This is a genomic window from Leifsonia sp. Ger2509, assembly GCF_055231915.1.
In genome coordinates this window covers 1,048,592-1,072,709 of the sequence record NZ_JBUYVB010000003.1, presented here as the reverse complement: position 1 = coordinate 1,072,709, position 24,118 = coordinate 1,048,592, and the positions used below count along the sequence as shown (strand labels likewise).

Below are 24,118 nucleotides of genomic sequence, written 5' to 3'. Positions count from 1 at the left end.
AGCCTTGAACACGCCATGACCACGTACCTGCTCCGACGATTCGCCTTCCTGGTCGTCTCGTTGCTGCTTGCGATGGTGGTGCTGTTCATCCTGCTCCGCGTCCTGCCCGGCGACCCGTCGAACGCCCTCCTGTCCGTCAACGCGACGAAGGAGCAGATCGCGGCGGCCCAAGCACAGGTCGGCTCCGACCAGCCGCTGCTGCAACAGTTCGCGACCTGGTTCGGCGGAATGCTCACCTTCAACCTGGGGGAGTCGTTCATCACGTCGCTGCCGGTCGGCCCCGAGATCGCCTCGCGGCTGGCGGTGACCATTCCGCTCACGCTGCTCGCGTTCGTCATCGCCCTCGTCCTCGCGCTGGTCATCGGCTTCGTCGCCGCCTGGAAATCGAACACCTGGTACGGCGTCGCCCTGTCGGCGATCTCGCAGCTCGGGATCGCGGTGCCCGTGTTCTGGGTCGGGATCCTGCTCGTGAGCGCCTTCTCGATCAACCTCCGGATCTTCCCGTCCGGCGGGTTTCCGCGCGACGACTGGGCCGATCCGGCATCCGCGCTCACCTCGCTCGCGCTTCCGGTGATCACCGTCGCCGTCGTGATGAGCGCATCCATCGCCCGGTACGTGCGCAGCGCGACGCTCGATGTCATCGGTAGCGACTACCTCCGCAACGCCCGCGCGCTCGGTTCGAGCTTCGGCCAGGCGATGCGGCGCCACGGCGTGCGCAACGGGTCCGTTCCGGTGATCTCGATTCTCGGAATCGAGCTGGCGACGACGTTCCTCGGAGCCGTGGTCGTCGAGAGCGTGTTCACCCTTCCGGGACTCGGAAGCATGCTCCTCAAGGCCATCGCGCAACACGATTATCCGAACATCCAGGGCATCCTCTTCGTCAGCACGCTCGCCGTGCTGATCATCGGCTTCGCCGCAGACGTGCTGCAGCGCATCATCGACCCGCGCCTGCGCCAGAGCATCTCGGGCAACCGATGAGCGCCGTTGTCGAGCAGGCCGCGGGAGGTGCTCAGGCACCCACCCGTCGCAGGAGCAGGTCGGCGACCCTCGGTATCGGGGCGGTGCTCGTCGGCGTCGTCGTGCTGGTCGCCGTGCTGTCGCTCGTGTGGCTTCCGTATGCACCCGCGGACATCTCAGGCAGCCGCCTCGAGGGCCCCGGGGCGTCGCACCTGCTCGGAACGGACAAGCTCGGACGCGATCTGCTGACCCAACTGATGATCGGCGCCCGCATCGCGCTCACCGTCGGCATCGGATCGGTCGCCATCGGAGCGTTCATCGGTGTGACGCTCGGGCTGCTCGCGGCCTTCGCAGGTACCTGGCTCGACGACACGATCTCGGCTGCACTCGACATCGTCATCGCGTTCCCGACGCTTCTGCTCGCGATGCTGATCGTCGCCGCCCAGGGGGCGTCGCTCGGGTCGGCGATCCTGGCGATCGGCCTCGCGATGTCCGCCGTCGTCGCCCGGCTCACCCGGGTGCTCGCCAAGCGGATCCTCTCGCAGCAGTATGTGACCGCCGCCCGGACCTCGGGGACGGGCTGGGCCGGCATCGTGGCCCGGCACATCCTCCCGAACATCTGGCCGACGCTCAGCGTCAACCTCGCTCTCCAGTTCGGTGTCGCCGTGCTCGCCGAGGCGAGCCTCTCGTACCTGGGACTCGGGGCTCCGCCGCCGAACGCCTCGTGGGGGCGACTGCTCCAGGAGGCGCAGGGAACCGTCTCGACGGCGCCGGTGGGTGCGATCGCGCCAGGGGTCGCCCTGGTCGTGCTCGTGATCGGCGTCAACCTCGTCGCCGACGGGCTTCGCGACGTCGCCGATCCGACACGGAGGAGGTCCCGATGAGCGCACTGCTCGAGGTCACGTCACTGGGTGTCGCGGCTGCCGATGGGTCCCCACTCGTCCACGCCGTGAGCTTCAGCGTCGAGCCCGGTGAGCGCATCGGGCTCATCGGAGAGTCGGGCTCGGGCAAATCCCTCACATCCTTCGCCGTCACCGGTCTGCTGCCCGCCGGGCTGACGGCGTCCGGAAGTGCCGTCCTGGATGGCGTCGAAGTCGTGGGCGCCCGCGAACGCGACCTGGTCCCGCTGCGGGGACGGACCGCATCCGTCGTGTTCCAGGAACCCCTGACCGCACTCGACCCGCTCATGCGGCTCGGCGATCAGGTCGCAGCGCCCCTGAGACGCCACCTCGGGCTCCGCGGGGCCGCACTCCGCGCCGCGGTCGTCGAGGCGCTGGCCGAGGTCAGCCTCCCGGACCCGCAGCGGATCGCGAAAGCGTACCCGCACGAGATCTCAGGCGGACAGCGCCAGCGCGTCGCCATCGCGGCCGCACTCGCCTGCCACCCGCGTCTGCTGATCGCCGACGAGCCGACGACCGCGCTGGACGTGACGGTCCAGGACGAGATCCTCAGCCTGCTCGACAGGATCGTCGCCGAACGTGGGATGGCCCTCCTCTTCGTCAGTCACGACCTCGCCGTCGTAGCGCGGATGACCGACCGGGCGCTGGTGCTCCGTGCCGGGCGGGTCGTCGAGAGCGGGCCGGTCGACCGGCTCCTAAGAGCCCCTGAGGACCCGTACACGACCGAACTCGTGCGGAGTGCGCGGGCCCTCGACGCCGCGCTGGAGGTGTCATGAGCGCCATCCTGGAGTTGCGGGACGCGGGCTACAGGTACCGGGGGAGCGACAAGCCGGCCCTCGAGGCCGTCTCCTTCGCTGTGGAGGCCGGGCACAGCGTCGGACTGGTCGGGGAGTCCGGAGCAGGCAAGACCACACTGCTGTCGCTTCTCCTCGGGCTGTCCGCGCCGACGAGCGGACAGGTGCTGTTCGACGGCGAACGGCTCGACCTGAAGGACAGAGCGCGGATGCGCGGATTCCGTCGCGCGGTCCAGACCGTCTTCCAGGATCCGTACTCGTCGCTCGATCCGCGCCAGAGCGTCGGCCGGATCATCGCCGAGCCGCTGCGCTCGCTCGGCATCGCACGCGGAGCGGATGCTGCGGCACGCGTCGCCGAGGCCCTCGAGTCGGTCGGGCTCCCCGCGGATGCGGTCAGCCGCTACCCGCACGAATTCTCCGGCGGCCAGCGTCAGCGCATCGCCATCGCGCGTGCGGTGGTCGGGCATCCGCGGCTGCTGCTCGCGGACGAGCCGGTCAGCGCGCTCGATGTTACGACGCGCATCCAGATCATCGACCTTCTGGGCGAGCTGGGCGAGACCCGCGGTCTGACCGTCGTCATGGTCTCGCACGATCTCAGTGTCGTCGCGGCGCTCTGCCAGCGCACCGTCGTGCTGCGAGGCGGCCGTGTGGTCGAGCAGGGAGAGACACCCGATGTGCTCGGCTCGCCGCGCGAGGACTACACGCGGCGGCTGCTGGAGTCGGTTCCGCGCCTGCCCGCGTAGGGGCTACGCGTCGATGCCGAGCTTCTTGCGGAGGCTCGCGACGTGCCCCGTCGCCTTCACGTTGTACAGCGGCAGGCGCACCGTGCCGTCGGGGTTCACGACGAACGTCGACCGCAGCACGCCGGTGACGGTCTTGCCGTACAGCGACTTCTCGCCGTAGGCGCCGTACGCCTGGTGGACAGCGAGGTCCTCGTCGGAGAGCAGCGGGAAGTTCAGCCCGTCGTGCTCCTGGAACTCCTTGTTCTTCGCCGGGACATCCTTCGAGATGCCGATGACCCGGTAGCCGGCGGATTTTAGCGAGTTGAGGTTGTCGCGGAAGTCGCACGCCTCCGTCGTGCATCCCGGTGTCATCGCCGCCGGGTAGAAGTAGACGATCACGTTCTCGCCGGCGAAGTCGCCCAGCGAGACGTCGTTCGAGTCCTGGTCCTTCAGGGTGAAAGCGGGTGCCGTAGCACCGGCTTCGAGTCGTTCTGCAGTCATGCTCCAACGCTACCGCGAGCCGCCCGCCGCGACGCCCGCGAACGTCGTCAGGAGGCGCTGGAGCGAGTCGAGACGCGCGCGTCCGGTCTCACCCAGCCTGCCCTCCTCGACGGCCTCCTCGATCGCGCAGTCGGGCGCATCCGGCAGGTGGGTGCATCCCCGGGGGCAGTCCTCGGCGACGGTGGCGAGGTCGCTGAACGCCTTGAGGATGCTGTCGGTGTTGACATGTCCGAGCCCGAACGAGCGCACGCCCGGCGTATCGATCACCCAGCCGCGACCCTCCGGGGTGTCGACGCGAAGCGAGACCGTCGACGACGAGGTGTGGCGTCCACGTCCCGTCACCGCGTTGACGACGCCGATCGCCCGGTGTGCGCCCGGGACGAGCTCATTCACCAGCGTGGACTTGCCGACACCCGAGTGCCCGACGACGACCGTGTCGTGGCCGACGAGGGCAGCGCGGATGACGTCGACCGGGATCGCGTCCTCCCGGCTCGTGAACACAGGAAGGTCGAGTCCTGCGAAATTCTGGAGGAACTCGGACGGGTCGGCGAGATCGATCTTCGTCACGCAGAGCATCGGTTCGATTCCCGCGTCGTACGCCGCGACGAGGTAGCGGTCGACGAGCCTCGTGCGCGGTTCGGGGTTCGCGGCCGCGACGACGATCAGCATCTGGTCCGCGTTCGCCACGATGACGCGCTCGACCTCGTCTGTGTCGTCGGCGCTTCTCCGCAGCAGGGTCGTGCGTGGCTCGATGCGAACGATCCGGGCGAGGCTTCCCTCCTCGCCGCTGGTGTCGCCCACGATCGCGACGCGGTCGCCGGTGACGATGGCCTGGCGGCGCAGTTCGCTGGCACGGGCGGCCGTCAGCTGGCGTTCATCCGCCGTGTTCTCGTCGAGCATGACGGTGTAGCGGCCGCGATCGACGCCCAGCACGCGCCCGATCTTCGCGTCGCTGTGTTCGGGGCGCGTCTTCGTGCGGGGGCGCGATCCTTTGCGGTTCGGGCGGGTCCGGATGCTCGACTCGTCGAACTCGTCCTCGTCGTCCTCGTCGGCGCCGTCGTCCCACCAGCTCACCGCGGCCGCCTTCGCATCTAGGCGGCGCCGTCCGTGAGCATCGCCTGCCACAGCTGTGTGAACTGCGGAAGCGTCTTCGCCGTCGTCGCGACGTTTTCGATCTCGACGCCGGGCACAGCGAGCCCGACGATCGCGCCGGCGGTGGCCATCCGGTGGTCGTGGTAGCTGCGCCAGACGCCGCCGTGCAGCGGGCGCGGAACGATCCGCAGGCCGTCCTCCAGTTCGAGGACCTCGCCGCCCAGGCCATTGATCTCGGCGGCGAGAGCGGCCAGCCGGTCGGTCTCGTGGTGGCGGATGTGCCCGATCCCGGTGACCTCGCTCGGCCCGTCAGCCAGGGCGGCGAGAGCGACGACCGCTGGCGCGAGTTCTCCGCCGGTGGTCAGATCGAGTGTGACGCCCTGGATCCCGCCGGCGCGGACGCCGCCGGCGGACACGGTGAGGCGGTCGCCGACGACCTCGACCGTCGCGCCGAAGAGAGGGAGGATGCCGGCCAGATCGGCCCCGACCTGCGTCGTCGTGGATGGCCATCCCGTGATCGTGACGCTGCCGCCCGCGACCAGTGCCGCCGCGAGGAATGGTGCTGCGTTGGAGAGGTCGGGCTCGATGTCCACATCGGTGGCGCCGATCGCGCCGGCCGACACCGTCCACTCGCCCTGGGCGGGAGAACCGACGAAGACACCGCGCGCAGCGAGGGCGGCGATCGTCATCTCGATGTGGGGGAGGCTCGGCAGGCGTTCGCCCTCGTGGGTGAGGTGCAGCCCGTCGTCGAAGCGTGCCGCAGACAGCAGGAGCGCGGAGACGAACTGGCTCGACGACGACGCATCGATGGTGATCCTCCCGCCGGCGACCCGTCCCGTGCCGTGGACGGTGAAGGGGAGGCTGCCACGTCCGTCGTCGTTGATGTCGACGCCGAGATCGCGCAGCGAGGTGATCATGGCCTTCATGGGGCGGCCCCGGGCCGACTCGTCGGCATCGAACGTCGTCGGTCCGAGTGCGAGACCCGCGACCGGCGGGACGAAGCGCATCACTGTCCCGGCAAGGCCGCAGTCGATCGTGGTGCTGCCGAACAGCTCCTCCGCGGGAGTGACGCGGAAGTCGGGACCGAACGCCCCGGAGCCAGGGACCTCGTCGATGGCGGTGCCGAGCGCGCGGAGAGCCTGCACCATGTTCGCGCTGTCGAGCGAGTGGAGGGGGCTGCGGATCAGCGACGGGCCATCGGCCAGTGCGGCGAGGACCAGCTCACGGTTGGTCAGCGATTTCGACCCGGGGAGAGAGACGGATGCGCGCAACGGACCGTCGGCGACCGGCGCAGGCCACAGCACGTTGGGGTCGTCGGCGGCCCTGTCGCCGTAAGGGTCGAAGTCCGGAGCGGAATATTTCGAGATCAGCATTGTTGTCAAGATTATCCGCGATCGGCCGCGGTGGAGGCGCGAGAACCTGAGGAAGGATGGCTGAGCATGGCAGCAACCGCTGTTCAGGCAGCTGAGCGTCCCTCGGAACTCGCAGAAGCTGCACTGCTCGCAGAACTAGACTGGCCCGTGATGACCACCGCACCAGAAGATCTCGGATCCCTCTTCGAAGAGCAGGCGCTCCCGTACATGGACCAGCTGTACGCGGCTGCCCTGCGGATGACGCGCAATCCCGCCGACGCACAGGACCTCGTCCAGGAGACGTTCGTCAAGGCATACGCGGCGTTCCGGCAGTTCGAGCAGGGTACGAACCTGAAGGCGTGGCTGTACCGCATCCTCACCAACACGTTCATCAACACGTATCGCAAGAAACAGCGCGAGCCGTACCAGGGCACCATCGACGAGCTCGAGGACTGGCAGCTCGGTGGCGCTGAATCGACGACCGCATCCACGACGCGGTCCGCTGAAGCCGAAGCGATCGATCACCTCCCGGACAGCACCGTCAAGGATGCCCTCCAGGCCATTCCGGAGGACTTCCGGATGGCCGTGTATTTCGCTGACGTCGAAGGCTTCTCCTACCAGGAGATCGCCGACATCATGAAGACCCCCATCGGCACCGTGATGAGCCGCCTCCATCGCGGTCGCCGCATGCTGCGGGAACTGTTGACTGACTATGCGCACGAGCGGGGACTCTCCGCCGTGCAGACCCCCAGGAGTGCGAAATGACCGACTGCGGCTGCGACAAAGCCAAAAAGGATCTCGAAGAGTACCTGCACAACGAGCTCTGCAACGAAGACGCTGCGGACATTCGTGAGCACCTCGAGAACTGTGCAGACTGCAACCACGAAGCGCACCTCGGCGTTGTGCTCACTGAGGTCGTGCAGCGGGCGTGCAAAGAGACGGCGCCGGAAGTCCTTCGTGCCCAGGTGCTGCTGAAGATCCGCGAACTCCAGTCGACCCACACTGTCTGAGCCGACCCGGCACCGCGTTAGTTCGGCGAAGGGGTTTCGCGCTCAGCCGGCCATGACCGAACTGAGGACGAAGAAGCCCCCGGTGGAGTCGGTGACCTGGCAGAACCGCCCGAACTCGCTGTCCCATGGTTCGCGGACGACCGCTCCGCCGAGTTCCCGCACCCGTGCTGCGCTCGCATCCACGTCGTCCACCCCGAAATACACGAGCCAGCTCGATGGCATGCCCGACGGCAGCACGGTCGCCGCGTCGTAGACACCGCCGACCGGACTGTCGGGGCCGGGGCCGAACGTCACGTAGCGGAAGTCCTCGGTGTCGCTGAGCACTGCGGGATGCCAGCCGAACACGTCGGTGTAGAAGCCCACCTGGGCGTCGAAATCGCGAGCGTTCAGTTCGTGCCAGACGACGGAGCCCACCTCGGCGGCCAGCTCGTAGCCTCGATGTTCGGCCGGCTGCCACAGGCCGACGGCAGCTCCGCCAGGATCCGCGACGACAGCGAGCCTGCCCTGGTCGCCGACGGTCATCGTCGGTGCGAAGACCTGCCCACCGCCGGCGACGACCGTCGCCTCCGTGGACTCGGCGTCCTCGACGAGGAGATACGTCATCCACGAATCCGGGGCATCCGCGCCGCCCATCGCGCCGCCCAGACCGGCCACGCGGTGGCCGTCCTTGAGGAAGGTGACATATCCGTCGTACTGGTCGTCGTCCGAGACGAGAGGCTCCCAGCCGAAGAGACCGGAGTAGAAGTCACGTGACGCTGCGACGTCGTTGCTCATGAAATCCACCCAGCACGGTTCGCCGAGTCGATGGGTCGTCAGGACGGTCATGATGCGCTCCCTACCGCCGGGCGGACCGGCACGAGTCGGCACCGTTCCGATGCCCGCGGCCAGCCTACGACCGTCCTCGGATGCGCCGGAAGGCCCGGATGTGCGGAAGGCCCGGATGTGCGGAAGGCCCGGATGTGCGGAGGGCCCGGATGTGCGGAAGGCCCGGATGCGCGGAACGCCCCGGACGCGGTGTCCGGGGCCTTCCATCGTGTCGTGCGGATGACGCTCAGCTACTGCAGGGTCAGCGCGCGCTGGATGAGCTGCGCCTGCTCCTGTGCGTGACGCTTCGCCGAACCGGCTGCTGGGGACGCGGACGGTGCCCGCGAGATCACGCCGAGCGGACGCGGTCCGAGCTTCGAGGTCTCGAGGATCATGTACGGCCAGGCGCCCTGGTTCTCGGGCTCATCCTGCACCCAGACCAGCTCGGCGTTGGGGTAGGAGTCGACGAGCTGCTTGAGCTGCGTGGCAGGCAAGGGATAGTACTGCTCAACGCGCACGAGGGCGATCTCCGGGTTCGGGTTCTTCTCCAACTCGTTCAGCAGGTCGTAGTAGACCTTGCCGGCCATCAGGAGCACCCGGCGGACCGATCCGCGGTCGCTGATGCGCGCATCGTCGATCACAGGCTCGAACTTGCCCGAGGTGAAGTCGGGAACATCGCTCGACGCGCCGCGGAGTCGCAGCATCGCCTTCGGCGTGAACACCACGAGCGGCTTGCGCGGCCGGGCGTACGCCTGACGACGGAGCAGGTGGAAGTACGATGCCGGCGTCGAAGGCCGTGCGACGGTCATGTTGTTCTCTGCGCACAGCTGCAGGTAGCGCTCGATCCTCGCCGACGAGTGGTCGGGTCCCTGGCCCTCGTAGCCGTGGGGGAGCAGGAGCACCAGCGAAGAACGCTGGCCCCATTTCTGCTCGGCCGACGACACGAACTCGTCGATGATCGTCTGGGCGCCGTTCGCGAAGTCGCCGAACTGCGCCTCCCACAGCACCAGGGCATCCGGTCGCTCCACCGAGTAGCCGTATTCGAAGCCCATCGCCGCGTACTCGCTGAGGAGCGAGTCGTAGATCCAGAACTTGGCCTGGTTGTCGCTGAGGTTCGCCAGCGGCAGCCACTCCTGTCCGTTCGCCCGGTCGTGCAGGACCGCGTGACGTGACACGAACGTGCCGCGGCGGGTGTCCTGGCCGGCCATGCGCACCGGCGTGCCCTCGAGGAGCAGCGAACCGAGCGCGAGCAGCTCGCCGAAGCCCCAGTCGATCCCGCCGTTGCGGCTCATGTCGAGGCGCTTCGTCAGCAGCTGCTGCAGCTTCGGGTGGACCGTGAAACCCTGGGGCGGGTTGTTGAACGCGTCGCCGATGAGGCGGATGACCGCGTCGCTGACCCCCGTCGTCTCGGGCTCGCCCGCGCCGTCCTCGCCCTGCTGGGCTGTCGGGCGTTCGAGGTCCGCGACCGACTTCGCGTCGGCCGTGATGATCGGCATGGAGTTCGTCTGGGCTGCGTGCGTCTCCATGAACGCGCGTTCGAGGCGCTCCTGGAAGTCGCGGTGGGCCTGCTCGTACTCGTCCTGCGTGATGTCGCCACGTCCGACGAGGGCTTCCGTGTAGAGCTTGCGGACGCTGCGCTTGGCCTCGATGAGGTTGTACATCAGCGGCTGGGTCATCGACGGGTCGTCGCCCTCGTTGTGGCCACGGCGGCGGTAGCAGACGAGATCGATCACGACGTCGCGCTTGAACTCCTGGCGGTACTCGAAGGCGAGCTGCGCCACGCGCACGACAGCTTCGGGGTCGTCGCCGTTCACGTGGAAGATCGGCGCCTGGATCGTCTTGGCGACATCCGTCGAGTACACCGACGAACGGGCTTCCGAGGGAGACGTGGTGAACCCGACCTGGTTGTTGATGTTCACGTGGATCGTGCCGCCCGTGCGGTAGGCGCGCAGCTGCGACAGCTGGAGCGTCTCCATGACGATGCCCTGGCCGGCCATCGCGGCGTCGCCGTGGATGAGGATCGGGAGGGTCAGGAACGTCCCGGCCGGGCGGCGGTCCTGCTTCGCGCGGACGATGCCTTCGAGCACGCCGTCGACCGCTTCGAGGTGCGACGGGTTCGCTGCGAGATAGACCGGGATCTCCTCACCGTTCGCACCCTTGAACGTGCCCTCGGTGCCGAGGTGATACTTCACGTCACCCGAGCCCTGCACGGTGCGCGGGTCCTGGGTGCCCTCGAACTCGCGGAAGATCTGGCCGTACGTCTTCCCCGCGATGTTCGTCAGCACGTTGAGGCGACCGCGGTGCGCCATGCCGATCGCGACCTCGTCGAGGCCCTCCTCGGCGGCTCCCTGCAGGATCGTGTCGAGCGCTGCGATCGTCGATTCGCCGCCTTCGAGGCTGAACCGCTTCTGGCCGACGTACTTCGTCTGCAGGAACGTCTCGAAAGCCTCGGCCTCGTTCAGCTTGCCGAGGATGCGCAGCTGCTCGTCGTGCGGGATGGTCTGGTACTTGCGCTCCACCTTCTCCTGGATCCACCGGCGCTGTGCCGGGTCCTGGATATGCATGTACTCGATGCCGATCGTGCGGCAGTACGAGTCGCGCAGCACCCCGAGGATGTCGCGCAGCAGCATCTGGCGCTTGTCGCCACCGAACTGGCCGGTGACGAACTCCCGGTCGAGGTCCCAGAACGTGAGACCGTGGCTCGCGATGTCGAGGTCGGGGTGCGAGCGCTGGACGTACTCGAGCGGATCGATGTCCGCCATCAGGTGTCCGCGCACGCGGAACGCGTTGATCAGCTCCTGCACGCGAGCGGTCTTGTCGACCGCGCTGGCCAGGTCGACGCTGATGTCCGGCGCCCAGTGGATCGGGTCGTACGGGATGCGCAGGGCGGCGAAGATGTCTTCGTAGAAGTTGCGCTTGCCGATGAGCATCTCGTGGACGATCTTGAGGAACTCGCCGGAGCCCGCACCCTGGATGACCCGGTGGTCGTAGGTGCTGGTCAGTGTGATCGTCTTGCCGATCGCCAGCTCGGTGAGCGTGTGCTCGCTCGCGCCCTGGAATTCCGCGGGATATTCGAGGGCTCCGGCGCCGATAATCGCGCCCTGTCCCTTCATCAGGCGGGGGACCGAATGGACCGTGCCGATGCCGCCCGGGTTGGTGAGGGAGATCGTCGTCCCGGCGAAATCGGTCGCCGTGAGCTTGTTGTTGCGGGCCCGCGTGACCAGGTCTTCGTAGGCCGTGAGGAACTCGCCGAAGCCCATCGTGTCCGCGCGCTTGATGCTCGGGACGAGCAGTGCCCGGGTGCCGTCGGGCTTGGGCAGGTCGATCGCGATTCCGAGGTTCACGTGGGCCGGCGCGACGACGGAGGGCTTGCCGTCGACCTCGTCGTAGAACACGTTCTGGCTCGGGAACTCCTTGAGCGCCTGGACGAGGGCCCAGCCGATCAGGTGCGTGAACGAGACCTTGCCGCCGCGTGCACGACGCATGTGGTTGTTGATGACGATGCGGTTGTCGATCAGGAGCTTCGCCGGGATCGTGCGGACGCTTGTCGCCGTCGGGACCATGAGGCTCGCGTCCATGTTCGCCGCGAGGGACTTCGACATCCCGCGCAGCGGCGTCACGACGTCCTGGGGTTCGGGCTCTTCGGCAGCCTGGGTCGACGTGATGACCGGCTGCGGGGCCGTGACCGGTGCATCGGCGGGGACCGGCTGCGGCTTCGGTGCGACCGATGTCGTGCGTGCGACCGGCTGGCTTCCGATCACCGGGATGGGTGCCGTCACCGGGCGGGGTTCGACCGGGGGTGCTGCATTCTCGGGAGCGGACGGCTGTGCTGGTGCAGCCTGGGTGGGCGGTGCTGCCTGAGGCGCCTGGGCCACGGAAGCCTCAGGTGTGGTCGGCTCAGCAGGCGCGGGCGGGTTCGGTTCGGCCGGTGCCGGGACGGTCGGCTCGGTCGGTGTCGGAACGATCGGCTCGCTCGGTGTCGGTGCGACCGGTTCGGTCGAGGATGCGGGAGCCGGAGGTGCGGCGTTCTCGTCTTTCACGGTCGGGTGGTAGGTCTCCAGGATCGGCCACCACGACTTGTCGACCGAGTTCTTGTCCACGATGAACTGTTCGTAGAGTTCGTCCACGAGCCACTCATTGGCTCCGAATTCGCCCGACGATCCGTCGTCGGTTCCCACACCGGTCAATTGGCTCGACACAGCCGATCGCCCACTCTCTCCGTTGATCTCGCATTCGATCAGGCAGCGCTGCGGCCACCTTCTTCTGTCCAGTCGTCAAGCCTAATCCCATTGCCCGAGGGCTGCGGCCGACAGGCTATGGGGATAGCTTTATTCCCATGCAGTTCTATGGGACGACCCCGAGTCACGATCTGACGTACTCCGATGTCTTCCTGGTTCCGTCCCGTTCATCCGTGACGAGTCGGCTCGACGTCTCGCTCGCTCCCGGCGATGGCACCGGAGCCACCATCCCCATCGTCTCGTCCAATATGAATTCGGTCACCGGAAAGCGTCTCGCAGCGACCATCGCCCGACGCGGGGGAATCGGTGTCCTCCCGCAGGACATGCACCTGCAGGACCTGGATGATGCCATCCGCTGGGTGAAGGCGCAGCCTGTCGCGTTCGACACCCCCTATGTGCTCGCACCGGATGAGACCGTCGCAGCAGCTCTGAGGCGGGTTCCCGCCGTCGAAGGACACGGGATCGTCATCCGCGACCAGTCCGGCGAGTACCTCGGGTGCATTTCCGCATCCCAGCTCGGCACCGCTCTCCCGGATGCGCGGCTCGGCGACCTCCTGCACGGTGCGCTCACCTCGCTCGATGCCGACGACATCCCCGACGGCCGCGCCGCGTTCGAGGTCATGAGCGCTGCCGGGCTCGAATTCGCACCCGTCCTCGAACACGGACGTGTCATCGGAACCCTCAGCCTTCGCAGCGCACTGCGGTCGACGATCTACGAACCGGCCGTCGATGCACACGGTCGGCTGCGCGTCGCAGCCGCGGTCGGCATCAACGGTGACGTCGGCGGCAAGGCCAAGGCCCTCGCCGCTGCGGGCGTGGATGTCATCGTGCTCGACACCGCCCATGGCGATCAGGAAGGCATGCGACGGGCGATCGAGACCGTCAAGGGACTCGGACTCGGTCTTCCCATCGTCGCCGGGAACGTCGTCACCGACCAGGCCGTCCGTGATCTCGTGGAGGCCGGAGCGGACATCCTCAAGGTCGGTGTCGGGCCCGGCGCCATGTGCACGACGCGGATGATGACCGCCGTCGGGCGGCCGCAGTTCTCCGCAGTGCTCGAAGCGTCCGCTGCGGCGCGCGAGCTCGGTGCGCACGTGTGGGCGGATGGCGGGGTTCGGTATCCGAGGGACGTAGCGCTCGCGCTCGCCGCTGGTGGAGCGTCGGTCATGATCGGGTCGTGGTTCGCCGGGACCATCGAAGCTCCGGGCACGCTTGATCGTGACGAGAACGGCGCGCTGTACAAGGAGAGCTGGGGGATGGCCAGCACCAAAGCCGTGCAGCAGCGCTTCGAGCGGCTCGACGCCTATGAGCGGGCTCGCAAGACGCTCTTCGCCGAGGGCCTCTCCAGTTCGCGCATCTACCTGGATCCGCTGCGGCCGTCGGTCGAGGATCTGCTGGACATGATCACCACTGGTCTTCGGAGCTCGTTCACGTATGCGGGTGCGCGCTCAGTCGTCGAGTTCCACGATCGTGCTCTGGTCGGCATCCAGTCCGCCGCCGGTTACGAAGAAGGCAAGGCCCTTCCCGTCAGCTGGTGAGTGTCCAGCGGCGCTGGTCGGCCTCCCGGAACCAACTATCCCTCCCGGTATACTTGGCCTGACAATGGACGACCCCCCTTCTGCCGATAGCCCATTCGCCTCGGCGCGGCCAGCGGTCGCGCTGAGCCATGACGGGCGCTCATCCCGGATTCGCGGTGGTCACCATGGCCTATGAGTGGATCATGCTCGGCATCGGAGTGGTGCTGACGATCGGTACGGGCTTGTTCGTCGCGAGCGAGTTCTCACTCGTCAACCTCGACCGCAGCGACCTCGAAGCACGACGCGGACGCGGCGAGACCCGCCTCGGCATGACGATCGCGGCGCTCAAGATCACGTCGACCCACCTGTCGAGCGCCCAACTCGGCATCACGCTCACGACGCTGCTCACGGGTTACACGATGGAGCCTGCGATCAGTTCCCTCCTGACCGGTCCGCTGACATCCATCGGAATCCCGTCCGGCGCGGTCCCTGTCATCGCGACGACGGTCGCCATCGTGGTCGCGACACTGCTGTCGATGATCCTGGGCGAACTGGTCCCGAAGAACTTCGCCCTGGCCCTTCCCATCGCGACGGCCAAACTGGTCATCCCGTTCCAGACCGTCTTCACCGCAATCTTCAAACCGTTCGTCGCGCTCCTCAACGGCACGGCCAACGGGGTGATCCGGCTCTTCGGCTTCGAACCGAAGGAGGAGCTGTCCGGCGCCCGTACAGCGGAGGAACTGTCGTCGCTCGTGCGTCGTTCGGCGTCCGCGGGCGTACTGGAGGCGGATACGGCGACGCTGCTCAGCCGCACGCTCGCGTTCTCGAGCCACTCCGCCTCCGACGTGATGACCCCGCGTCTGAGGATCGCGAGCGTCAAACGCACGGACCCGGCACGGGCGGTCCTCGAGCTCGCGCGCAGCACGGGGTTCTCGCGGTTCCCGGTGGTCGACGAAGACGTGGACGATGTGGTCGGGCTGGTGCACGTGAAGCAGGCGGTCGCGGTGCCCCGGGCACGGCGCGAACGAGTGCCGGTCTCGGCACTGCAGACGGATGCGCTGCGGGTGCCAGAGACGATGAGCCTGGATACTCTGCTCGGCGAGTTGCGAGCGAGCGGCTACCAGATGGCCGTGGTGCTCGACGAGTACGGCGGAACATCCGGGATCGCGACGCTCGAAGACCTGGTCGAGGAGCTCATCGGCGAGGTCGCGGACGAACACGACCGGACCCGCGCGGACGTGGTGCGCGGACGTGATTCGCTGACCTTCCCGGGCATCCTCCGGCCGGATGAGCTGCTCGAGCGTGCGGGTGTCCTGGTGCCGGAGGAGGGACCATACGAGACGGTCGCTGGTTTCGTGATGAACGAGCTCGGCCGACTCCCCGTCGTCGGCGACGAGGTGCTGATCGATGGTGGGATGCTGCGGGTCGAGCGTCTCGACGGTCGCCGTATCGACCGCATCCGCTTCACACCGGACCCGGACGAGCCGCGGGCCATCGATCCGGCTGGTCGGAAGCGAGGCGACGATGAGTGACTGGGCCGGTCTCGCCTGGCTGGTGCTGCTGCTCCTGGTGAACGCGTTCTTCGTCGGGGCCGAATTCGCCGTGATCTCGGCACGTCGGTCCCAGATCGAGCCGCAGGCCGAGCACGGCAAGCGGAGCGCCCGAACGGCGTTGTACGCGATGGAGCACGCGACCCAGATGCTGGCGACGACCCAGCTGGGCATCACGGTGTGTTCGCTGCTCATCCTGAACGTGTCGGAGCCGGCGATCCATCACTTGCTGCAGGGTCCGCTTTCGCTCACGGGATGGCCGGACCAGGTGATCGCGACGATCGCGTTCATCATCACGCTGGTCCTGGTTTCGTTCCTTCACGTCGTGTTCGGTGAGATGGTGCCGAAGAACCTGTCCTTCTCGATGCCGGACCGCGCGGCACTCCTGCTCGCTCCGCCATTGGTCGCGATCGCGCGGGTGTTCCGCCCGATCATCGTGGCGCTGAACGCTTCGGCCAACGCTGTTCTGCGCTTGTTCCGTGTGGAACCGAAAGCCGAAGCTGCCAGCACCTTCACGCTCGATGAGGTGGCGACGATCGTGACCCAGTCGACTCGGGAAGGTGTTCTCACCGATCGCACGGGCGCACTCACGGCGGCATTCGAGTTCACGGAGAAGAAGGTGCACGATGTGGCGCTGCGCCTCGGAAAGCTGGTGTCGCTTCCGCACAATGCGACACCGCGCGATGTCGAGCGGGCGGTCGCGAAGCACGGATTCTCGCGGTACGTCGTCCTGGACGAGTCGGGGGAGCCCGTCGGCTACCTCCACCTGAAGGATGTGCTCGATCTGGAGGAGACCGGTTTCGAGCTGCCGGTGCCGACGAAGCGCATCCGCCGGCTCGTCACGGTCTTCGCGGAGAGTGATCTCGAGGATGCACTGGCCAGCATGCGACGGTCGGGCGTCCACCTGGCCCGTGTGTTCAATTCGGACGGTGAGACGACGGGTGTGCTGTTCCTCGAGGACATCATCGAGGAGTTGGTCGGTGAGGTCCAGGACGCGACGCGTCGCGCCTGAGCTGCCCCACCTGAACCGCCACGCGCTCCTGATCCGTCAGGCCCCGGAGCCGTCGGGCCCCCGGGCCGTCAGGCCTCCGGCCAGCGCGCCCGGAGGTACTGACCGGGCCAGTAGTCGATCTCGACCCCCAGCTCGTGCGCCGCACGGAGCGGGAAGTGCGGATCCCGGAGCAGTTCGCGGGCCAGCAGCACCGCATCCGCCCGCCCTTCTTCGACCACGGCCGCGGCCTGCTGCGGCGTCGTGATGAGTCCGACGGCGCCGACCGCGACATCCGACTCGTGCCGGACGAAGTCGGCGAACGGAACCTGGTAGCCGGGACCGAGAGGGATGCGCACGCCTGCGACGTTTCCCCCGCTCGAGATGTCGAAGAAGTCGGCGCCGGCTTCGGCAGCCCACGTCGCGACCGTTGCGGTCTGCTCCTGGTCCCACCCGCCGTCGGCGTAGTCGGACGCGGAGAGCCGCACGATCACCGCGATCTCGTCGTCGACCTCGGCACGCACGGCACGCACGATCCGGAGGAGGAGCCGTGCCCGGTTCTCGAGTGACCCGCCGTATTCGTCTTCGCGCAGGTTCGACAGCGGGGAAAGGAACTGGTGTACGAGGTAGCCGTGCGCGCCATGGATCTCCAACACCCGGAAGCCCGCATCGACCGCGCGCCGTGCCGCAGCGGTGAAGTCGGCGACCACCTGGTCGATCCCGTCTGCGTCGAGTGCCCGCGGCTCGTCGTACCCGTCGAAGGCGACAGCGGACGGCGCGACGGCCTGCCAGCCGCCTTCGGATTCCGGGACGGATCCGTGTCTTCCGTCGGAACCCCACGGTGCCCAGGTCGATGCCTTGCGGCCCGCGTGCGCCAGCTGGATTCCGGGGACTGCGCCGCGGTCGGCGATGAATCCGACGATGCGCGCCCAGGCGTCGCGCTGCGCGTCGTTCCAGATGCCCGTGTCCTCCGGCGAGATGCGGCCCTCGGGGCTCACCGCGGTGGCCTCGGTGAGAACGAGTCCGGCCCCACCGGTCGCGAGGGACCCCAGGTGCACGAAATGCCAGTCGTGCGGAACCCCGTCTCGGAGGGAGACCGAGTACTGGCACATGGGGGAGACCCAGATGCGATTGCGCATGGTTGCGCCACGGATGCTCAGCGGGTCGAAGAGAGATGGCATGGAGTGTAGGAATCCGTTCCGGGATCGGCGTGGGCGGGTGGGGCAGGCGGCACTGACGGGCCGGGACCGTCAGGCGGCCAGCGACGTCAGGAAGCGTCGAAGGTCGGAAGCCCCGGTGAAGACATGACCGGTGATGCCGAGGCCTTCGGCACCGCGGACGTTGTCTTCCCTGTTATCGATGAAGATCATGTCCGTCGCACTTATTCCGAGTTCGCCCATCACGATCTCGAAGATATCGGCGCTCGGTTTGATCGTGCCGAGCTCTCCGCTCACGAAGACGGCCTCGAACAGGTCGCCGAGCGACCCGTGGCGGAAGTACGAACCGAAGTCGCGGCCGGCGTTGGAGAGCAGTGCCAGGCGCGTGCCGCCCTCCTGGAGGTCGATCAGGACCTCGAGTGTCTCGTGGTCGATCGAGAGCCAGCTGCGGAAGTCCGCGAGCCACAGTCGGTGGATCTTCGAGTCGCTCCACTGCTCACCGAGCTCGGCCCCGATGCCCCGCCAGTAGTCGCGGATGCTCATGGTTCCCTGGTCGAGTGCGTCACGGTGCCGCCAGTACGCGGGCCAGAATTCCGACGATTCGCCACCGGCGATACCGGCGAGAACTGCTCGGTCCGCCTCGCTCGGGCTGACCGAGATGACCTCTCCGTAGTCGAAGACGACGACCTTGCCGGGGATGCTGATGCTCGCGTTCGCTGTCACTCTGCTGACCTCTTTCATCGTTTTCAACCTATCGTGAAGGCATGAGCACGAATGCCCGGGGTTCGCGAACTGTGGATGGCGCGACGGTTGTGGAGAAGAAGGCCGCGTGGCGCGACTGGACGGCCGCCGACGCGAGCATCTGGATCACCGCCCCGATGGAGACCGACGACAAGTACAGCAGGGGCGTGCTGGGCGTCGTGACCGGCTCGGATCGCTATCCGGGCGCCGCCGTTCTCGGCGTTGAAGCCGCCGTGCGCACGGGAGTCGGGATGGTCCGTTATGCCGGAGCGGCGCATCCGGCCGAGCTCATCCTGCAGCGACGCCCGGAGGTGGTCACGGCGCCCGGGCAGGTCCAGGCCTGGCTCGTCGGCTCCGGGATGGATGCGGAGACCCGCGGCGAGGACGACGCGACCCGCCTCCGCGCAGCCTTCGCCGAAGCCCGGCCGATCGTGGTCGACGCGGGCGCACTCGACCTGATCCACACGGCGACCGGACCCGTCGTCATCACTCCGCACTACCGTGAGCTGGCACGGGCGCTGGCGGACGAGACCGCACGCACTGGGGCCGCCGGCGCAGGCCCGGCGCATGTCCCGTCCGCGGAGGAGATAGCCGCGGACCCTGCGCGCTGGGCGGTCCGCGCAGCCGAACTCCTCCAGGTCACAGTGCTGCTCAAAGGTCACACGACCTACGTGGCCGACCCGTCCGGCGTGCGGCTGCGCGTCACCGCCGGCCCGGCCTGGCTCGCCACGGCCGGAAGCGGAGACGTTCTCGGCGGGGTGCTCGGGGCGCTCGTGGCCACCCACGCGCGTGCCGTGGGGGCGGATGCGTCGGCCCTGGCGATGCTGGCGGCGACAGCGGCGTTCATCCACGGCAAAGCCGGGGAGCGGGCGTCCGGGGGCGGTCCGATCGCCGCGCTGGACATCGCGGAAGCGCTCCCGGCGACCGTGGCCGAGCTCCTCGCCTGACCGGCAGCATTCGCGTCGGCAGCGGCACGCAATGCCGCACCGGTACGATGGGCGTCTATGGCGTTCGAACCGGCACTGCGCGCGGGGTCGGCGACGCCGGAAGCTGATGCGTCCGGGCTTCGCAGGGTCTTCGCATCCCCTCTTGCGCTCTGGATCGCCTTCCTTCTCGTGCACCTGGTGCTTGGCTTCCTCGCGTTCCATTCGGCCGGCGAGCCGCTCGGTGACGTCTACCTCGTCTACGAACCGTGGGCGCAGCTGGCGCAGGCCGGCTCGGTGGTGGGCATCCAGTCGGACTGGGTCTATCCGATCGGCGCGCTCGTTCCGATCATGCTTCCCCTGCTGCTCGGCCCGGACAACTACATCGGGTCGTGGCTGACCTTGGTGCTCCTGCTCGATGCGGGCGCGTTCGCGGTGCTGACCATCGGGCGCCGCCCCCGCCAGCTCGTCGCAGCGTGGTGGTGGCTCGGATTCCTGCTTCTCCTCGGCCCGGTCGCGATCGGTCGGCTGGATTCGGTGTCGGTCCCGCTGGTGATCGTCGGACTCCTCTGGCTGACCCTGCGCGAGCGGGTGGCGGTCGTGATGCTGACCGCGGCGACCTGGATCAAGGTCTGGCCCGCAGCGATCCTCGCCGCCGTCGTCGTCTCGCTGCGCACGCGCTGGCAGGTCGTCGTCGTGGCGGCGGTGACGAGCCTCATCCTCGTCATCCTCGCGCTCACCTTCGGCAGCGGCTGGCACGTGCTCAGCTTCATCACGATGCAGACCGGCCGCAGCCTGCAGATCGAAGCGCCGATCAGCACGCCGTGGATGTGGGAGGCGGCGTTCGCCCGACCCCACGCGTTCGTCTACTACGACCCGCTGCTGCGCACCTTCCAGGTCACCGGGGACGGCAGCACGGCGGCGAGTTCCCTGATGAACCCGCTGCTCGGCATCGCCGTCGTCGTCGTCCTCCTCATCGGGATGCGGGCGGTTCGATCGGGCGCACCGATGACGCGGCTGCTGCCGTCCCTGAGTCTCGCGCTCGTCGCGACGTTCATCGTCTTCAACAAGGTCGGATCGCCGCAGTACATCACCTGGCTGGCCGCCCCCGTCGTGATCGGGCTCGTCTACCGCGGTCGCGCCTTCCGGACCCCGTCCATCCTGATCGCCGTGACCGCGCTGCTCACGCAGGTGGTGTATCCGAACCTCTACGACCTGGTCCTGAACGTGCAGCCGGCCGGCCTCGCAGTGCTCACGCTCCGCAACCTCATGCTGCTGATCGTGCTCGGATGGTCCGTCTGGTCGGTCTGGCGTGCCGCGCATCCGACGGCGGACAATACCGATGAGGTGCCGGTGCGCGTGTGGCCGTTCACGGCCCTTCCCGCCGAGGATGCGGCCGACGGCGACCGCGAGGACGAAGAGGGCGTGGAGGCGAACGCGGATGTGGATGCGGATGCGCGACCGAGCGCCGACGGAGGGATGGTGCGGATGTTGGATGACGGCATCCCCGCACCGCATCCCGTCGCCGAGGCGTCCGGTCCGTTCGAAACGAAGGAGTAGGAACCATGCTTGTTGCATTCTCGGTGGCGCCGAGCGGCGGCGAAACGCCGGACGCGTCCATCCACGAAGCCGTGGCGGCGGCCGTGAAGGTCGTTCGCGAGTCGGGCCTGCCGAACCGGACGACCTCGATGTTCACCGAGCTCGAAGGGGAGTGGGACGAAGTCTTCGGCGTGATCCGCCGCGCGACGGAGGCGGCCGGCGCCTATGGGACGCGCGTGTCGCTCGTACTGAAGGCGGACATCCGGCCCGGATACTCGGGTGAGCTCGACGCGAAGATCGAGCGGCTCGAGACGGCGATCGACGAGTCGGGCGGCGGCGCAGCGTAAGCCCGATCCCGCGAGTCGCACGAGAGTCGTCCGGCGGCACTTCGGTTGCCGCCGGTCGGTCCGGTCCGATAAGAAGAGTGCATGCTCACAGGCACAAGGGTCGGGCTTCGGGCCCGTCACGAAGACGACATCCCCATCCTGCTGACCGAACTCTACGACGACGTGGTCAACTCTTCGCGTGCGGAATCCGGCCCCTGGCGGCCGATCAAGCCGGACTCGAAGGACCCGCGGCTCGTCGTAGACGAGACGAAAGAGGCGTCGGTCTCGTTCTCGATCGTGGAGTTGGCGGGCAACACGCTCATCGGCGCGGCGACGCTGTGGGGGATCGACAATCACAGCCGGTCCGCGCACATCGGACTGGGACTGCTGCCGGCAGCCCGCGGCAGAGGTTACGGCACGGATGTGGTCGCGGTGCTCTGCGACTACGGGTTCGTCGTGCGCGGGCTGCAACGGCTGCAGGTCGAGACGCTGGCGGACAACGCCGCGATGCTTCGCGCCGCCGAGCGCAACGGCTTCGTCCGCGAGGGTGTGCTGCGCTCCTCGGCCTGGGTGATGGGGGAGTTCCTCGACGAGGTGCTGCTCGGGCTCCTCGCCGGGGAGTGGAAGCAGGGCGGGAAGCCGGGCACCGAGTAGGGGTCGAAACGCAGATGTGAAGGAATGTATCGAATCGATTCGATTTTCGGTGATTTCCCTGTAGTCTCGTCGTGTGAACCCCGCCACCAACGGGCCGACGCAGTTGTCGTCGGCCCGTATTCGTTTTGCGCTCCTGGCCTTGGCCATGGGCGGTTTCGGCATCGGCTCCTCCGAGTTCGTCTCGATCGGGCTGCTGCCGAACCTCGCGCACGACCTGCTGCCGTCGCTCTATGCGGCGTCGCCGTCGGATGCGAACGCGCAGGCCGGATGGGTGATCTCGGCCTATGCGCTGGGCGTTGTCGTCGGCGCGCCCACGATTGCGGCAGTCGCGGCGCGCCTGCCGCGCAAGAAGCTCCTGCTCTGGCTGCTCGTCGCCTTCGCGGTCGGAACGGTTGCGTCGGCCCTTGCCCCCACGTTCGGGCTCGTTCTGCTCGCCCGGTTCCTGACCGCGCTCCCACACGGCGCATACTTCGGCATCGCCTCGCTGGTCGCCGCCTCGCTCATGGGGCCGGGCAACCGCGGCAAGGGCGTCGCGTTCGTGCTGTCCGGCCTCACGATCGCGAACGTGATCGGTGTGCCGCTGATCACCTGGCTCGGCCAGGAGCACGGCTGGCGCATCGCCTACCTCGTCGTGGCGGCGATCTTCCTCGCGACGTTCGTCGCGGTGGCGTTCCTCGTCCCGTGGCAGGCAGGCAATCCGGAGGCGACGATGCGCAGGGAACTGCGCGCCTTCACCCGTCTGCAGGTGTGGCTGACCCTCGCGATCGGCGCCATCGGCTTCGGCGGCTTCTTCGCCGTCTACACCTACGTCGCTCCGATCGTCACGGAGATCACCGGCCTCGGCTCGTCGGCCGTTCCGCTCGTGCTCGTGCTCGTCGGAATCGGCATGACCGTCGGCAACTTCGTCGGCGGTTGGGGAGCGGACCGCAACCTCAAGCGGTTCATGCTGATCGCGTTCGGAATCGTGCTCGTGAGCCTCGCGGTGCTGTTCTTCACCGCGGCGACCGTGGTCGGCCTGCTGGTCTCGCTCTTCGTGATCGCCGCCGCATCCGCGGCGCTCTCGCCGGCCATCCAGACCCGGTTGATGGATGTGGCGCACGACAGCCAGTCGATCGCCGCTGCCCTGAACCATTCGGCTCTCAACCTGGCCAACGCATCCGGAGCGTTCCTCGGCGGTCTCACGATCGCTGCCGGCTTCGGTTACCTCTCGCCGATCGCTGTCGGCGTGGCGCTCTGCATCGCGGGAATCGCCCTATCGGTGCTGAGCTTCGGCATCGACCGCTCGCGCCTCCGCCGCGCATCCGCTGCCCGCACAGCGCGCGCATCCGCCCCCGGCACCGCGCCCGTCCCCCTCTGACACGCCCCGCCCGCTCCCGCCGCTCTCTCGCGCGTTGCGAGATGCGAGCAAAGCACGCAACACGCCGGCGAAAAGCCACCTATCGCACAACTCGCGGCCGCGGGTCGCGAGGAGCCACGGAACGAGCGAAGCGAAGGGCCGTCGCGTCGGGCCGCAGCGGAGCCAGCGGGCGCCGGGCGGGGACCGGCGCGCCATAAGCGCAGGCCGGGCGCTCGCGAAGGACCCACGGAACGCGCGAAGCGAAGGGCTGTCGCGTCGGGCCGCAGCGGAGCCAGCAGCGCGCCGGGCGGGGACCGGCGCGCCAATAAATTCAGTCCCCCTGCAGCAGGATCCCGTCCTGGATCGCGCGCTTGCGCAGCGCCACCTTCGTTCCCACGTCGTAGCCGGCGACGCGGTACTTCTCGCGGATGCGCTTGAGGTAGCTCTTCGCCGTCTCGTCGGAGATCCCGAGCTGGAACGCGACCGCCTTGACGGGTTCGCCGGCACCGTAGAGCGCCATCACGCGGCGTTCCTGTGCGCTGAGCTTGGGCGCCCCGCCCACTTCACCAGCGTTGAGCGCCAGGTCGAGCTCCGCGGAGATGAACGACTCGCCTTTGCTCGCCGCACGGATCGCTTCGACGATCATCTCGGCGTCTTCGCTCTTGACGAGGTAGCCGAGCGCGCCGGCGGCCAGAGCCTCGCGGACGACCGCGGGCTCCGAGTATGTGCTCATGAGCACCGTGCGCACGCCTGTCGTCTTCAAGGTCGACAACTTCAGTGACACGGGGATGTTGTCTTTGAGGTCGAGGTCGAGGAGGACGACGTCGACGGGGAACTCCGGATGCGTCAACAGTTCCGGCCAGCTCGCGACGGCCGCCACCATGCGGATGTCGTCTGCTGCGCTGCGGATCCACTCGGTCAGTGCGCCGAGGAGCATCTTGTGGTCGTCAACGATCGCGATTCGGATGGGCTGCGCTGGCTCGCTCACGTGTGGCCTTTCGTCATGCTTTCGCCGGGG

The 24,118-nt window shown here is 68.0% G+C and carries 22 protein-coding genes; 14 read left to right on the top strand and 8 right to left on the bottom strand.

Annotated features, from left to right (window positions below):
• Nucleotides 1–15 precede the first annotated feature (15 nt).
• From ACV7NN_RS05450 to ACV7NN_RS05435, 4 genes are read left to right on the top strand one after another with little or no spacing between them, the layout of a single operon-like run.
• A complete protein-coding gene (locus tag ACV7NN_RS05450) occupies nt 16–978 on the top strand; it encodes an ABC transporter permease (RefSeq protein ID WP_463348561.1) in 963 nt (320 codons plus the stop codon).
• Nucleotides 975–1,841 (top strand): ABC transporter permease, encoded by an 867-nt coding sequence (locus tag ACV7NN_RS05445; RefSeq protein ID WP_463348560.1) that lies wholly within the window; start codon nt 975–977, stop codon nt 1,839–1,841. The genes ACV7NN_RS05450 and ACV7NN_RS05445 overlap by 4 nt, the downstream gene beginning before the upstream one ends.
• Nucleotides 1,838–2,632 carry an ATP-binding cassette domain-containing protein gene (locus tag ACV7NN_RS05440; RefSeq protein ID WP_463348559.1) on the top strand — a complete coding sequence of 265 codons (795 nt, stop codon included), beginning with the start codon at nt 1,838–1,840 and terminating at the stop codon, nt 2,630–2,632. The genes ACV7NN_RS05445 and ACV7NN_RS05440 overlap by 4 nt, the downstream gene beginning before the upstream one ends.
• Nucleotides 2,629–3,393 carry an ABC transporter ATP-binding protein gene (locus ACV7NN_RS05435; protein ID WP_463348558.1) on the top strand — a complete coding sequence of 255 codons (765 nt, stop codon included), beginning with the start codon at nt 2,629–2,631 and terminating at the stop codon, nt 3,391–3,393. Before ACV7NN_RS05440 ends, ACV7NN_RS05435 begins: the two co-directional genes overlap by 4 nt.
• 3 nt (nt 3,394–3,396) lie before the next feature.
• Here the strand turns inward: ACV7NN_RS05435 and bcp are convergent, their stop codons facing one another.
• The 3 genes from bcp to aroA are packed head-to-tail and all read right to left on the bottom strand — an operon-like array spanning nt 3,397 to nt 6,338.
• The gene (bcp, locus tag ACV7NN_RS05430) at nt 3,397–3,873 is read right to left on the bottom strand and encodes a thioredoxin-dependent thiol peroxidase (protein ID WP_463348557.1); all 477 of its coding nucleotides are present in this window, start codon (nt 3,871–3,873) and stop codon (nt 3,397–3,399) included.
• Between the two features lie 9 nt (nt 3,874–3,882).
• Nucleotides 3,883–4,947, bottom strand: a complete 1,065-nt coding sequence (gene rsgA, locus ACV7NN_RS05425) for a ribosome small subunit-dependent GTPase A (RefSeq protein ID WP_463348556.1) — start codon at nt 4,945–4,947, stop codon at nt 3,883–3,885.
• A gap of 17 nt (nt 4,948–4,964) precedes the next feature.
• Entirely contained in the window at nt 4,965–6,338 is a 1,374-nt protein-coding gene (gene aroA / locus ACV7NN_RS05420) for a 3-phosphoshikimate 1-carboxyvinyltransferase (RefSeq protein ID WP_463348555.1), read from the bottom strand.
• Between the two features lie 66 nt (nt 6,339–6,404).
• Here aroA and ACV7NN_RS05415 point away from each other — a divergent pair, with 66 nt between their 5' ends.
• Nucleotides 6,405–7,082: a sigma-70 family RNA polymerase sigma factor gene (locus ACV7NN_RS05415; RefSeq protein ID WP_463348554.1), complete on the top strand. Its 678-nt coding sequence runs from the start codon at nt 6,405–6,407 to the stop codon at nt 7,080–7,082.
• Nucleotides 7,079–7,327: a zf-HC2 domain-containing protein gene (locus ACV7NN_RS05410; RefSeq protein ID WP_463348553.1), complete on the top strand. Its 249-nt coding sequence runs from the start codon at nt 7,079–7,081 to the stop codon at nt 7,325–7,327. Before ACV7NN_RS05415 ends, ACV7NN_RS05410 begins: the two co-directional genes overlap by 4 nt.
• A 42-nt stretch (nt 7,328–7,369) precedes the next feature.
• Here ACV7NN_RS05410 and ACV7NN_RS05405 read toward each other — a convergent pair whose 3' ends face one another.
• Nucleotides 7,370–8,152 carry a VOC family protein gene (locus ACV7NN_RS05405; RefSeq protein ID WP_463348552.1) on the bottom strand — a complete coding sequence of 261 codons (783 nt, stop codon included), beginning with the start codon at nt 8,150–8,152 and terminating at the stop codon, nt 7,370–7,372.
• Nucleotides 8,153–8,382: 230 nt separating this feature from the next.
• Nucleotides 8,383–12,330, bottom strand: coding sequence for a multifunctional oxoglutarate decarboxylase/oxoglutarate dehydrogenase thiamine pyrophosphate-binding subunit/dihydrolipoyllysine-residue succinyltransferase subunit (locus ACV7NN_RS05400; protein WP_463348551.1), 3,948 nt, complete (start codon nt 12,328–12,330; stop codon nt 8,383–8,385).
• Between the two features lie 137 nt (nt 12,331–12,467).
• On the opposite strand from ACV7NN_RS05400, the gene guaB1 reads away from it, so the two are divergent.
• The 3 genes from guaB1 to ACV7NN_RS05385 all read left to right on the top strand — a co-directional run bounded on the left by guaB1 (nt 12,468) and on the right by ACV7NN_RS05385 (nt 16,448).
• A complete protein-coding gene (gene guaB1 / locus ACV7NN_RS05395) occupies nt 12,468–13,907 on the top strand; it encodes a GMP reductase (protein WP_463348550.1) in 1,440 nt (479 codons plus the stop codon).
• Nucleotides 13,908–14,071: 164 nt separating this feature from the next.
• The gene (locus ACV7NN_RS05390) at nt 14,072–15,418 is read left to right on the top strand and encodes a hemolysin family protein (protein WP_463348549.1); all 1,347 of its coding nucleotides are present in this window, start codon (nt 14,072–14,074) and stop codon (nt 15,416–15,418) included.
• Entirely contained in the window at nt 15,411–16,448 is a 1,038-nt protein-coding gene (locus tag ACV7NN_RS05385; protein WP_463348548.1) for a hemolysin family protein, read from the top strand. The genes ACV7NN_RS05390 and ACV7NN_RS05385 overlap by 8 nt, the downstream gene beginning before the upstream one ends.
• Nucleotides 16,449–16,516: 68 nt before the next feature.
• Here the strand turns inward: ACV7NN_RS05385 and ACV7NN_RS05380 are convergent, their stop codons facing one another.
• Nucleotides 16,517–17,605, bottom strand: a complete 1,089-nt coding sequence (locus ACV7NN_RS05380) for an NADH:flavin oxidoreductase/NADH oxidase (protein ID WP_463348547.1) — start codon at nt 17,603–17,605, stop codon at nt 16,517–16,519.
• A 69-nt stretch (nt 17,606–17,674) separates the two neighbouring features.
• Nucleotides 17,675–18,322: an HAD family hydrolase gene (locus tag ACV7NN_RS05375; protein ID WP_463348546.1), complete on the bottom strand. Its 648-nt coding sequence runs from the start codon at nt 18,320–18,322 to the stop codon at nt 17,675–17,677.
• 137 nt (nt 18,323–18,459) lie between these two features.
• Here ACV7NN_RS05375 and ACV7NN_RS05370 point away from each other — a divergent pair, with 137 nt between their 5' ends.
• The 5 genes from ACV7NN_RS05370 (at nt 18,460) to ACV7NN_RS05350 (ending at nt 23,121) form a co-directional block, all read left to right on the top strand.
• Nucleotides 18,460–19,269 carry an ADP-dependent NAD(P)H-hydrate dehydratase gene (locus ACV7NN_RS05370; RefSeq protein ID WP_463351241.1) on the top strand — a complete coding sequence of 270 codons (810 nt, stop codon included), beginning with the start codon at nt 18,460–18,462 and terminating at the stop codon, nt 19,267–19,269.
• Nucleotides 19,270–19,326: 57 nt separating this feature from the next.
• Nucleotides 19,327–20,805: a hypothetical protein gene (locus ACV7NN_RS05365; RefSeq protein ID WP_463348545.1), complete on the top strand. Its 1,479-nt coding sequence runs from the start codon at nt 19,327–19,329 to the stop codon at nt 20,803–20,805.
• Between the two features lie 5 nt (nt 20,806–20,810).
• Nucleotides 20,811–21,131, top strand: coding sequence for a thiamine-binding protein (locus ACV7NN_RS05360; protein ID WP_463348544.1), 321 nt, complete (start codon nt 20,811–20,813; stop codon nt 21,129–21,131).
• An 81-nt stretch (nt 21,132–21,212) separates the two neighbouring features.
• Nucleotides 21,213–21,764, top strand: coding sequence for a GNAT family N-acetyltransferase (locus ACV7NN_RS05355; RefSeq protein WP_463348543.1), 552 nt, complete (start codon nt 21,213–21,215; stop codon nt 21,762–21,764).
• Between the two features lie 73 nt (nt 21,765–21,837).
• The gene (locus tag ACV7NN_RS05350; RefSeq protein ID WP_463348542.1) at nt 21,838–23,121 is read left to right on the top strand and encodes an MFS transporter; all 1,284 of its coding nucleotides are present in this window, start codon (nt 21,838–21,840) and stop codon (nt 23,119–23,121) included.
• Nucleotides 23,122–23,431: 310 nt separating this feature from the next.
• On the opposite strand, the gene ACV7NN_RS05345 is transcribed toward ACV7NN_RS05350, so the two are convergent.
• A complete protein-coding gene (locus tag ACV7NN_RS05345) occupies nt 23,432–24,088 on the bottom strand; it encodes a response regulator transcription factor (RefSeq protein ID WP_345761618.1) in 657 nt (218 codons plus the stop codon).
• Between the last annotated feature and the right edge of the window lie 30 nt (nt 24,089–24,118).

Bases quoted from the DNA above. Each gene is read 5' to 3' on its own strand.
- ACV7NN_RS05390 (WP_463348549.1), top strand. From the start codon at position 14,072: ATGGCCTATGAGTGGATCATGCTCGGCATCGGAGTGGTGCTGACGATC.
- ACV7NN_RS05435 (WP_463348558.1), top strand. From the start codon at position 2,629: ATGAGCGCCATCCTGGAGTTGCGGGACGCGGGCTACAGGTACCGGGGG.
- ACV7NN_RS05445 (WP_463348560.1), top strand. From the start codon at position 975: ATGAGCGCCGTTGTCGAGCAGGCCGCGGGAGGTGCTCAGGCACCCACC.
- ACV7NN_RS05355 (WP_463348543.1), top strand. From the start codon at position 21,213: ATGCTCACAGGCACAAGGGTCGGGCTTCGGGCCCGTCACGAAGACGAC.
- ACV7NN_RS05385 (WP_463348548.1), top strand. From the start codon at position 15,411: ATGAGTGACTGGGCCGGTCTCGCCTGGCTGGTGCTGCTGCTCCTGGTG.
- ACV7NN_RS05415 (WP_463348554.1), top strand. From the start codon at position 6,405: ATGGCAGCAACCGCTGTTCAGGCAGCTGAGCGTCCCTCGGAACTCGCA.
- ACV7NN_RS05450 (WP_463348561.1), top strand. From the start codon at position 16: ATGACCACGTACCTGCTCCGACGATTCGCCTTCCTGGTCGTCTCGTTG.
- ACV7NN_RS05405 (WP_463348552.1), bottom strand. From the start codon at position 8,152: ATGACCGTCCTGACGACCCATCGACTCGGCGAACCGTGCTGGGTGGAT.
- ACV7NN_RS05365 (WP_463348545.1), top strand. From the start codon at position 19,327: ATGGCGTTCGAACCGGCACTGCGCGCGGGGTCGGCGACGCCGGAAGCT.
- ACV7NN_RS05380 (WP_463348547.1), bottom strand. From the start codon at position 17,605: ATGCCATCTCTCTTCGACCCGCTGAGCATCCGTGGCGCAACCATGCGC.
- ACV7NN_RS05360 (WP_463348544.1), top strand. From the start codon at position 20,811: ATGCTTGTTGCATTCTCGGTGGCGCCGAGCGGCGGCGAAACGCCGGAC.
- guaB1 (WP_463348550.1), top strand. From the start codon at position 12,468: ATGCAGTTCTATGGGACGACCCCGAGTCACGATCTGACGTACTCCGAT.
- ACV7NN_RS05410 (WP_463348553.1), top strand. From the start codon at position 7,079: ATGACCGACTGCGGCTGCGACAAAGCCAAAAAGGATCTCGAAGAGTAC.
- aroA (WP_463348555.1), bottom strand. From the start codon at position 6,338: ATGCTGATCTCGAAATATTCCGCTCCGGACTTCGACCCTTACGGCGAC.
- ACV7NN_RS05370 (WP_463351241.1), top strand. From the start codon at position 18,460: ATGGAGACCGACGACAAGTACAGCAGGGGCGTGCTGGGCGTCGTGACC.
- bcp (WP_463348557.1), bottom strand. From the start codon at position 3,873: ATGACTGCAGAACGACTCGAAGCCGGTGCTACGGCACCCGCTTTCACC.
- ACV7NN_RS05440 (WP_463348559.1), top strand. From the start codon at position 1,838: ATGAGCGCACTGCTCGAGGTCACGTCACTGGGTGTCGCGGCTGCCGAT.
- ACV7NN_RS05375 (WP_463348546.1), bottom strand. From the start codon at position 18,322: ATGAAAGAGGTCAGCAGAGTGACAGCGAACGCGAGCATCAGCATCCCC.